Source organism: Mesorhizobium sp. M7A.F.Ca.US.005.03.2.1, assembly GCF_003997795.1.
Lineage (GTDB): Bacteria > Pseudomonadota > Alphaproteobacteria > Rhizobiales > Rhizobiaceae > Mesorhizobium > Mesorhizobium ciceri.
Map to the genome: position 1 here is coordinate 1 of NZ_RZRP01000234.1, position 7,672 is coordinate 7,672.

8 protein-coding genes and 2 pseudogenes are annotated in these 7,672 nt (G+C 61.8%); 4 read left to right on the forward strand and 6 right to left on the reverse strand.

What is annotated here, in order from left to right:
- The first annotated feature begins 4 nt into the window (after nt 1-4).
- From EN991_RS15075 to EN991_RS40865, 3 genes and pseudogenes are all read left to right on the forward strand, one after another.
- Nucleotides 5-748 (forward strand): transglutaminase family protein, encoded by a 744-nt coding sequence (locus EN991_RS15075; protein ID WP_245460970.1) that lies wholly within the window; start codon nt 5-7, stop codon nt 746-748.
- A 93-nt stretch (nt 749-841) separates the two neighbouring features.
- A pseudogene (locus tag EN991_RS15080) lies at nt 842-1,721 on the forward strand (transglutaminase family protein).
- A pseudogene (locus EN991_RS40865) lies at nt 1,664-1,873 on the forward strand (RES family NAD+ phosphorylase); the annotation flags it as partial. The pseudogenes EN991_RS15080 and EN991_RS40865, both read left to right, overlap by 58 nt.
- A 42-nt stretch (nt 1,874-1,915) precedes the next feature.
- Here EN991_RS40865 and EN991_RS15090 read toward each other — a convergent pair.
- Together EN991_RS15090 and EN991_RS15095 are read right to left on the reverse strand one after the other, a co-directional pair.
- Nucleotides 1,916-2,617, reverse strand: a complete 702-nt coding sequence (locus EN991_RS15090) for an SMC-Scp complex subunit ScpB (RefSeq protein WP_127369044.1) — start codon at nt 2,615-2,617, stop codon at nt 1,916-1,918.
- A 2-nt stretch (nt 2,618-2,619) separates the two neighbouring features.
- Nucleotides 2,620-3,573, reverse strand: coding sequence for a DUF1403 family protein (locus tag EN991_RS15095; protein WP_127369045.1), 954 nt, complete (start codon nt 3,571-3,573; stop codon nt 2,620-2,622).
- A 126-nt stretch (nt 3,574-3,699) separates the two neighbouring features.
- Between EN991_RS15095 and EN991_RS15100 the strand changes: the two genes are divergently transcribed.
- A complete protein-coding gene (locus EN991_RS15100) occupies nt 3,700-4,872 on the forward strand; it encodes a site-specific integrase (RefSeq protein WP_127369046.1) in 1,173 nt (390 codons plus the stop codon).
- Between the two features lie 23 nt (nt 4,873-4,895).
- Here the strand turns inward: EN991_RS15100 and EN991_RS15105 are convergent, their stop codons facing one another.
- The 4 genes from EN991_RS15105 to EN991_RS15120 all read right to left on the reverse strand — a co-directional run.
- Nucleotides 4,896-5,414, reverse strand: coding sequence for an RES family NAD+ phosphorylase (locus tag EN991_RS15105; protein ID WP_127369047.1), 519 nt, complete (start codon nt 5,412-5,414; stop codon nt 4,896-4,898).
- Nucleotides 5,411-5,800 carry an MbcA/ParS/Xre antitoxin family protein gene (locus tag EN991_RS15110; protein ID WP_127369048.1) on the reverse strand — a complete coding sequence of 130 codons (390 nt, stop codon included), beginning with the start codon at nt 5,798-5,800 and terminating at the stop codon, nt 5,411-5,413. The genes EN991_RS15105 and EN991_RS15110 overlap by 4 nt, the downstream gene beginning before the upstream one ends.
- A 194-nt stretch (nt 5,801-5,994) precedes the next feature.
- Nucleotides 5,995-7,200, reverse strand: a complete 1,206-nt coding sequence (gene repC, locus EN991_RS15115) for a plasmid replication protein RepC (RefSeq protein WP_127369049.1) — start codon at nt 7,198-7,200, stop codon at nt 5,995-5,997.
- Between the two features lie 153 nt (nt 7,201-7,353).
- Nucleotides 7,354-7,672: plasmid partitioning protein RepB C-terminal domain-containing protein (locus EN991_RS15120; RefSeq protein WP_281040697.1), on the reverse strand; the 319-nt coding region annotated here is incomplete at its 5' end.

Consider the following 7,672-nt stretch of genomic DNA (forward strand, 5'->3'; position numbering starts at 1 on the left):
GGTCATTGATCCCGAGCCGAAAGAGCTCCGTTGGATCCACGACGTTTTTGGAAACTGCGTTGCCGTGCTCGATTTCAAGGGGGCAGCTAAAGCACTGCACTTCGAAACAGCCATTCGGCTTGATCATACGCCTCAGCACGCGCCCGATTTTCGCATCGACGAAGCAGCACTCAGCTATCCGTTTTCATACGAATCTGACGAAGCAACCGACCTTTCCCAGACCATCGAGCGCCATCATCCCGACGAAGGGGACGAGATTGGAAAATGGGCACGACAATTCTTGAGTGCCGGTGGCAAGACAGAGACGGGCACACTGTTGATGACACTCTGCTATGCCATCCACGAAAGCTTTGTGTATTCCCGTCGAACGGAACCCGGGACACAACCGCCTCTTGTCACGCTACATCTGCGGCGAGGCACATGCCGTGACTTCGCACTGTTCATGATGGAAGCTGTTCGATCGCTTGGTTTCGCTGCGCGTTTCGTGACCGGATATATCTACGTTCCAACCCGAGACAAGTTGGAGGTACGAGGTGGAGGATCGACCCACGCCTGGTGCCAGGTCTATTTGCCTGGAGCCGGTTGGGTCGAGTTCGATCCGACCAATGGCATTGTCGGTAATCGGGAACTGATCAGGGTGGCAGTCGCTCGACACCCGCGACAGGCGATCCCTCTTTCCGGCAGCTACTCGGGAAGCGCTTCGAGTTTTTTGGGCATGGACGTCGAGGTGAAAGTTACCAGGGAATAATCAGACCAGAACCCTCGCCCAATGAATGTGGTGGAACCGATTCGTCAAAGCGGAGTTTGGCCGTCTCCTCAATCAAGAACATTTGGAGCGACGATGCGGATACGCGCAGGTTACAATCTCACCTACGAGTGTCCTAAGCCAACGCCGATGCTTCTCGTTCTGGAAATCCACCCGTCACGTCGGGTCGACCTGCTGACGGAACAGGTGATTGGCTTTGATCGGCCGATCGAAGCAAGGGGCTACATCGACAGTTTCGGCAATGCCTGCACAAGGATCGAGGCCCCTGCTGGATTGACGACGATTTCAACCACCTTTGAAATCTACGACAGCGGCAATCCGGACATCGTCGCCCCCGAGGCCATACAACACGATATAAAAGACCTGCCGGATGAAGTACTAACTTTCCTTCTAGGAAGCCGGTACTGCGACACCGATCGTCTCGGGGATTTCGCCTGGGCGACCTTTGGCAACACAAGGCCTGGATGGGCTCGCGTCCAGGCAATCTGCGATTTCGTTCACAATCACATAGCGTTCAGCTACCAGAACGCCGACGCGCTGCGCACAGCTCATGGCGGCTTCCTCGATCGAACCGGTGTTTGCCGTGACTTTGCTCATCTGTCGCTGCATGAACATTCCGGCGCGCTATTGTACGGGTTATCTGGGGGATATCGGGGTCCCGCCCGTGCCAGATCCGATGGATTTCAGCGCCTGGTTCCAAGCCTATCTCGGTGGTCATTGGTTCACCTTCGACGCTCGGCACAACCACCCTCGCATCGGAAGAATCCTGATGGCAACGGGCCGGGACGCGACTGACGTTGCCCTCTCGACCAGCTTTGGGTTGTCGAGCCTGGCCCGCTTCGAAGTTATTGCTGAAGAGGTGGGCACAGTGCCTGGAGGGAATGGGATTGTGCCTGGCGCCAGATCGCTCGCATCGACAAGAAAATCCCGCCATCGTGGAAGCTCGCGGACCTGATCATCACGGCCGGGCTTCGCGGCATCCTGTTCCCGTCGCTGCGTCACGCCGGCGGCACCAATCTGGTGATCTTTCCGGCCAATCTCGTCGACGGCGACCATGTCGCGGTTCCCGATGACCGGCTGCCGCACGACCAGTCGTCCTGGTCCTGAGTCATCGATAGTCTCTGTGGTCGCAACGCGAACAACGCCCGCTCACGACATCTGGTCCTCAACGGCATCGCCCTCGTCCTCCCTGTTAGCCAAACCGTCGGGAATATCGCCGGCCAGCAGCTTCTCCTTCGACAGCAGCCCAGCGTCTTCGAGCGCCTCGAAATCCGGCAGCTGGCGCAGCGTGTCGAGCCCGAACTGCGACAGGAAAGTCTTCGTCGTCACATAGGTATAAGGCGCTCCGGGCTGTGGACTGCGCGGCCCTGAGGCGATCAGCTCCTGCGCGCGCAGCACGCCGATCAGATCGCGCGACACCTCCTTGCCGAAGAAGGAAGACAGTTCGCCACGGGTAATCGGCTGAAAATAAGCGATGCACATCAGCACCAGCGCCTCCGCCTGCGACAACTCTTTTGTGCCCTGCCCCGCCGCTGTGCCGAACGCGGCATGGATGACGTCGCCAAAAACCTTTTTGGTCCGGTGCTGCCAGCCGCCGGCGACCGCGACCAGCTCGTAGGGGCGGCCGGACAGTTCGGCGCGGATGTCGTCGATGATCAGCTCGAGATTGCAGTTTTTTCCCACCACCCGCGCGAGGACACTACGTGTTACTGGTTCGCTGGCGGCAAAGATCACCGCTTCGACGCGGCCCATCCACTCGCGCCAGCGCAGCTCCGGCGGCAGGTGGTCCAGTTCCGTGTCGACCAACACAGGCTGTTCGTTCGGCTTGCGGCGGGCAGACGCTTCGCTCATCCCTACAGCCCAAAAAGTCGAAAGGTGGTGCGGCCGGAGAGCTCGCGCACGGCATCCAATTGTTGCAGCCGATCGAAAAGGCGTCGCGCCGCAAAGCGCGACAGGCTTTTGGTCGTTAGCGATCCGGAGACGGCGTCGTCGTCGAGCAGTCTTTGGATCACATCGCCCGCCCCCTTCGCCCTGAGCTTCGGTGCGACGGCGATGAGCCGCTCCGCGCGACGCGACAGCTCGGCCGCCAGCCGGCACGCGTCCGCCGCCGCCTGAACCAGCGCCAGGCAAAGTGCCCGCTCGAACGCTTCGCCGCCCGGCCGGAGTCTGGTCCCTCCCGCCTCGGCGCGGAAGGCCGGAGCAAAAGCCAGGGCCATGAGCAGCGGTAGCGGCCGCGGCCAGCGCAGGCTTTGCGCCAGCACCAGGTCGGCCAGCCACCAGGCCAAAAGCTCGCAGTCGGGGCGTACGGCGACGACGTGCGCGGCGATCGCCGCCGCGGCGAACGGCGCCGGCCGCTGCGGTGCCGCCAGGTTTTCGATCTCCGTAGAAAGCGCGGCGAGCGCGGAACCGTCCCAGTGGAATCCGAGCATCTCGACGATCTTTTCGAGCCGATCGGCGCTGGCAACGGGCGGCTGCGCTGCCAATTGCCGCCAGCCGCCCAAAATAGCGCCGGCGGGGCCGGGATCGGCGCCGGGCGGGCGCAGGTGCCAGGCGTCGCGCAGGGCGGCCGCGTCCACGGCCCGGCCGGCGAGCCGCATGCTGGCGGCGGCACAGCGAAGCGCCAGCCGCTGGCGCCAGGCGCCGGCCCAGGCGGGCTGCGCCCGGGCAAGTGCGTCCAGCGACGCCAAGGCGGCGCCGGCCTGGAAGGCGGCGTCGATCTCGCTGGCGTCACGGCCGGACGCGAGCGCCCACGCCGGAACGGAGGGCGGCGCAGAGGAGCTGGCGGTCGCGGGATCGAGGCGAATCATGATTTTGGAGGGTAAAGCGCGCGTGCGCTTTGCGCTATGATTTTCGCACCGAAACGCACAGCCTGTCGTGCAGATATAATGAATGATAATGTTGCATTATCGTTCGTTACAAGCCATGCTAGCAGAATGGCCCCTATCGTCGACCTGAGCCGCGAAAATCGTCCTGAGGACAGCTCAGTGCCGTCCCACAGCACGACCGCGATCGCCAGCACCTCCCCTCCCTCGCCTCCAGCCGACGACTTGCCTGATATTGTCGATATCGTCATGGAAATGGCGCAGGCACCCTGCGAGCCGCAAAACGCCCCTCCCCTGCCGGCGCACCTGGAAGGGCTCGCCGAGCGCGCGCGCGATTACGTCGAGGCAGCAAGCTCGGCGAACACCCGGCGCGCCTACGCCGCCGATTGGAAGCATTTTTGCGCCTGGGCGCGCCGCCAGCATCTCGATGTGTTGCCGCCCGACCCGCAGGTCGTTGGCCTTTACATCACGGCCTGCGCGTCCGGTAAGGTGACGGGCGACAAGAAGCCGAACGCCGTCTCGACCATCGAGCGACGTCTCTCCTCGATCACCTGGAATTTTTCTCAGCGTGGCCAGCCATTGGACAGGAAGGACCGGCATATCGCCACTGTGCTGGCCGGCATTCGCAACACCCACGCCTCCCCTCCCCGGCAAAAGGAAGCCATTCTGACTGAAGACCTGATTGCCATGCTCGAGACCCTTGACCGTGGAACGTTGCGCGGCCTGCGCGACCGCGCCATGCTCCTGTTGGGTTTCGCCGGCGGCCTGCGGCGTTCTGAAATCGTTGGCCTGGACGTTGCCAGGGACCAAACCCAGGACGGCCGCGGCTGGATCGAGGTTTTGGACAAAGGCGTTCTCGTCGCATTGCGCGGAAAGACCGGCTGGCGCGAGGTCGAGATCGGCCGTGGCTCGTCCGATGCCACATGCCCGGTTGTGGCGGTGCAAACCTGGCTGAAACTGGCGAGGGTCGGCCATGGGCCGTTGTTTCGACGCGTCACCGGAAACGGCAAAGCAGTTGCAGCCGAGCGGCTCAACGACCAGGAAGTGGCGCGGCTGGTCAAACGCACCGCCCTCGCAGCCGGGGTTCGTGGCGACCTGTCCGAAGGCGATCGTGCAGAGAAATTTTCCGGTCATTCCTTGCGCGCCGGTCTTGCCTCATCGGCTGAGGTCGACGAGCGTTACGTTCAAAAGCAGCTTGGCCATACGTCGGCCGAAATGACCCGCCGCTACCAGCGGCGCAGGGACCGGTTTCGCGTCAATCTCACCAGGGCCAGTGGACTGTAGGCCCCCTCCCCTGGCGGATCGGTCTATCGCCAAGACAGCTGATCCCTCGGCAGCCGACCACTGGGGTCGAATACAGCCACCTTGTGCGGTAGACCCGGGCCCCAGTCCCAAAGGACCAGGTTACGATCCTCCATCTCGGCGCTCGGCGCGAAACTTGGGACCACGATGCCGGCAATATTTCGAGGTCGCAAGCGGTCGTAGATGGACCAGGACGCTGGGCGCTCTCCGTCGCTGAGCGCCGTCGCCCAGGCGCAGGCCATCTCTTCGAGCGCGATAGAAAATTCTCCCCTGCCCTCGTCTGTTGTCAGATCAACGATGTCATCGCAGTCGATCTCATAGGAACACAGCACGCACGGATCGATCCGGTGCGCGAACCCCTGGTTGGCTTCCTTGACCGCTGTCATGATGGTCAGCGCCAAATAGAGCGCCGGCACGCCTTTGGGATTAAATCGCGCACCTCTGATCGCCGCTCCTTCGCCGGAAGTCGGCTTGAATGCCCAACGTGGATCATGTGCGCGGTAGCAGGTTCCGACGAACCTCACGCAAACCCGCCAACGGCCATGTGATCGAGATAATCACGGACCGCTGCTGCCTTGCCGTCCTTCACCAGCGCCTCAGCGGTGCGTCCCCCAAATGCCGGAAGCGGCTGAGCCCGATACCAGGCCATCGCCTGCTCCTTGCCACCCGCCCAATCCGTCACCCGGCTGATGATCTCGAGCATTTCTCGCAGACGCCCCTGGGTCTTTCCCGTGGCGCTACGCTCTGACCGATAAAGCGTCTCGCGCGCAAGACCTGCAGTCTGGGCCAACTGGCCTTTGGACATGCCAAAACCGTCCGCGACCTGCCCAATCGCAATCTTCCCATTCCGGTCCATGTAGGACAAGATGAGAGGTCCATTCTGCTCGGCTATCTTGAGTGCCTGGCCCATGGTGTTCATCCTACCATATCGGGAGTCATATTTCGTGTGCAAAAGATATGGCACTTGTAGACTGTTTTCAAGAACGAACCCGTTCAGTGGCCGCGCCGCAAACCCCGCCGACAGGTGGGAATGTGCCAGGCCACCTCAACAGCACCGGTCACATCCTTACGCCGCTGCCCCGCGATATCTTGCCTTGCCCACGCTCATCCGGTCATCCGTGCTGACGCGCCATTGGCTTTCAGCGCCGCCATGAGCATAGGTCCAACAGAAAACTCACCCGCTTTTGCCTTTTCGGTCAGCACGCGCAGATAACCGCCAGCCGAGTTGATATGCTGCGCTCTTTGCAGAATGCAGGCGATCACGATCGCGGCAACTTCCTGGCCCATCACATGGCAAGCCTCCTCATAGGCTGAAGGCGACACGCCAAGGTACCCTCGCACCTGGGCGGCGGTCATCATCAAGTCGCGCCAGCTTCCGATCCCGTTGACGGCATAGTCGGCAATATCGGGACAGGCCCGCAGCACCAGTCCAATCGGGTAGCCTTTCGGCTTCTCGGGCGGGTGGGATGTTGGCTCGGCCTCCGCCCTGCTTTTCTCGAAAGCCGGTTCAAATACAAAAGTGGAGTCTGTGTTTGAATCAGATTGCTGCCGCTCATTATGGGACTCATTGCCGCTAGGATTCTTGGCATTTGTGAAGCTTTCCAGCATCTTGTTGACCGCTTCGTGCAGCTCTACCAGCTCGGCGACGACCCCTTCCAGCTCCGACAGGCCTGCCCGGCGTGGAATTGCGTCCACAATGGCCCGGAACCGCTTCCACAGCGTTCCCCAGTCCCCGGGCACATCCTCCTCGACAGCGGCCTCGATCAGCTTATGGATGTCGCGGCGGTGCAGCGTGATGCGCTCCCGCATCAGTCTGAGCGCCCGACCGTCGGCTCGAACCTGGTCGGCCGCCTGCTGAAACTCCGCTGCCCTGGTGATCAACGGGGCCAGGGAGAAGCCGAAGGCCTCCACCACAGCCCCGCCCGGCCCTTTGCGGGCAAATCTTTTGCCGTTGGCGCTGTCCCTGCGGATGATGAGGCCGCAACTTACCAGTTCCGCCAGGTTCCTGCGCAGCGTGGAATCGGCCATGCCGTGCGCCCGCAGCGATAGCTGAGCGTTGGACGGAAAGACCATCAACCCGTTTTCCTCGCTGATCTGGTCGTCTGGATAAAACGTCAAAAGCCCGCTGAGCACCGCCAGGGCGCGATCGCCGACGCCGACAATCGACTTGCCCTCGCACAGCCACCGATAAACCTGCCATTTCTCGACGACAGACCCCTGAGGTATCTGCCTTGACGCCGTGTTGGCTTTCACCAACGCAAGCGTCATCGGCCGCCGCCCAAAGGGCGTCGTCGCAAACCCACTCTCCATTTCCCTCGCCTTTCAATCAGGCAAAAGAAATCTGCTCGCCGAAATGGCGCCACGACTCTTGACAGTGATTCGGGGAAGTGCGATTCTCAGCTTGCTACAGACGAGAAGGGCTTCCGCGACGGCGACGTTCGGGGGCCTTTTTCTTTTGCGGTTTCAGTCTCCTGTTTTCTTGGCTGTTTCCGATTGCCGAAAAGCCTCGAAAAGCTCGTCCAGCCGATCGGTTATGAACGCTCCGAACGGCGAGGCTTCCTTGGCCTTCAGGGCAAGCGTAAACACTTTTCCTGTGTCGGTGATCTTGGCTCGCACGGATCTGTCGTGCGGTGCCCAAGCCTTTTCCTGTGTCTTCGATGCTGCTGGCGCGCGTTTTGCCGGCGCGCTCATGAAGTCGAACAGACGCGCAAATCGTGCGTCACTGCCTGACGTGGCGAACTCTGGACTTGCCACATAGTCGGCCGCCCTGCCCGCGCTATCC

What these genes read in the sequence shown, in the direction of transcription:
- repC (WP_127369049.1), bottom strand. Translation starts at nt 7,200, where the DNA reads ATGGAGAGTGGGTTTGCGACGACGCCCTTTGGGCGGCGGCCGATGACG.
- EN991_RS15090 (WP_127369044.1), bottom strand. Translation starts at nt 2,617, where the DNA reads ATGAGCGAAGCGTCTGCCCGCCGCAAGCCGAACGAACAGCCTGTGTTG.
- EN991_RS15110 (WP_127369048.1), bottom strand. Translation starts at nt 5,800, where the DNA reads ATGGGCCAGGCACTCAAGATAGCCGAGCAGAATGGACCTCTCATCTTG.
- EN991_RS15095 (WP_127369045.1), bottom strand. Translation starts at nt 3,573, where the DNA reads ATGATTCGCCTCGATCCCGCGACCGCCAGCTCCTCTGCGCCGCCCTCC.
- EN991_RS15100 (WP_127369046.1), top strand. Translation starts at nt 3,700, where the DNA reads ATGGCCCCTATCGTCGACCTGAGCCGCGAAAATCGTCCTGAGGACAGC.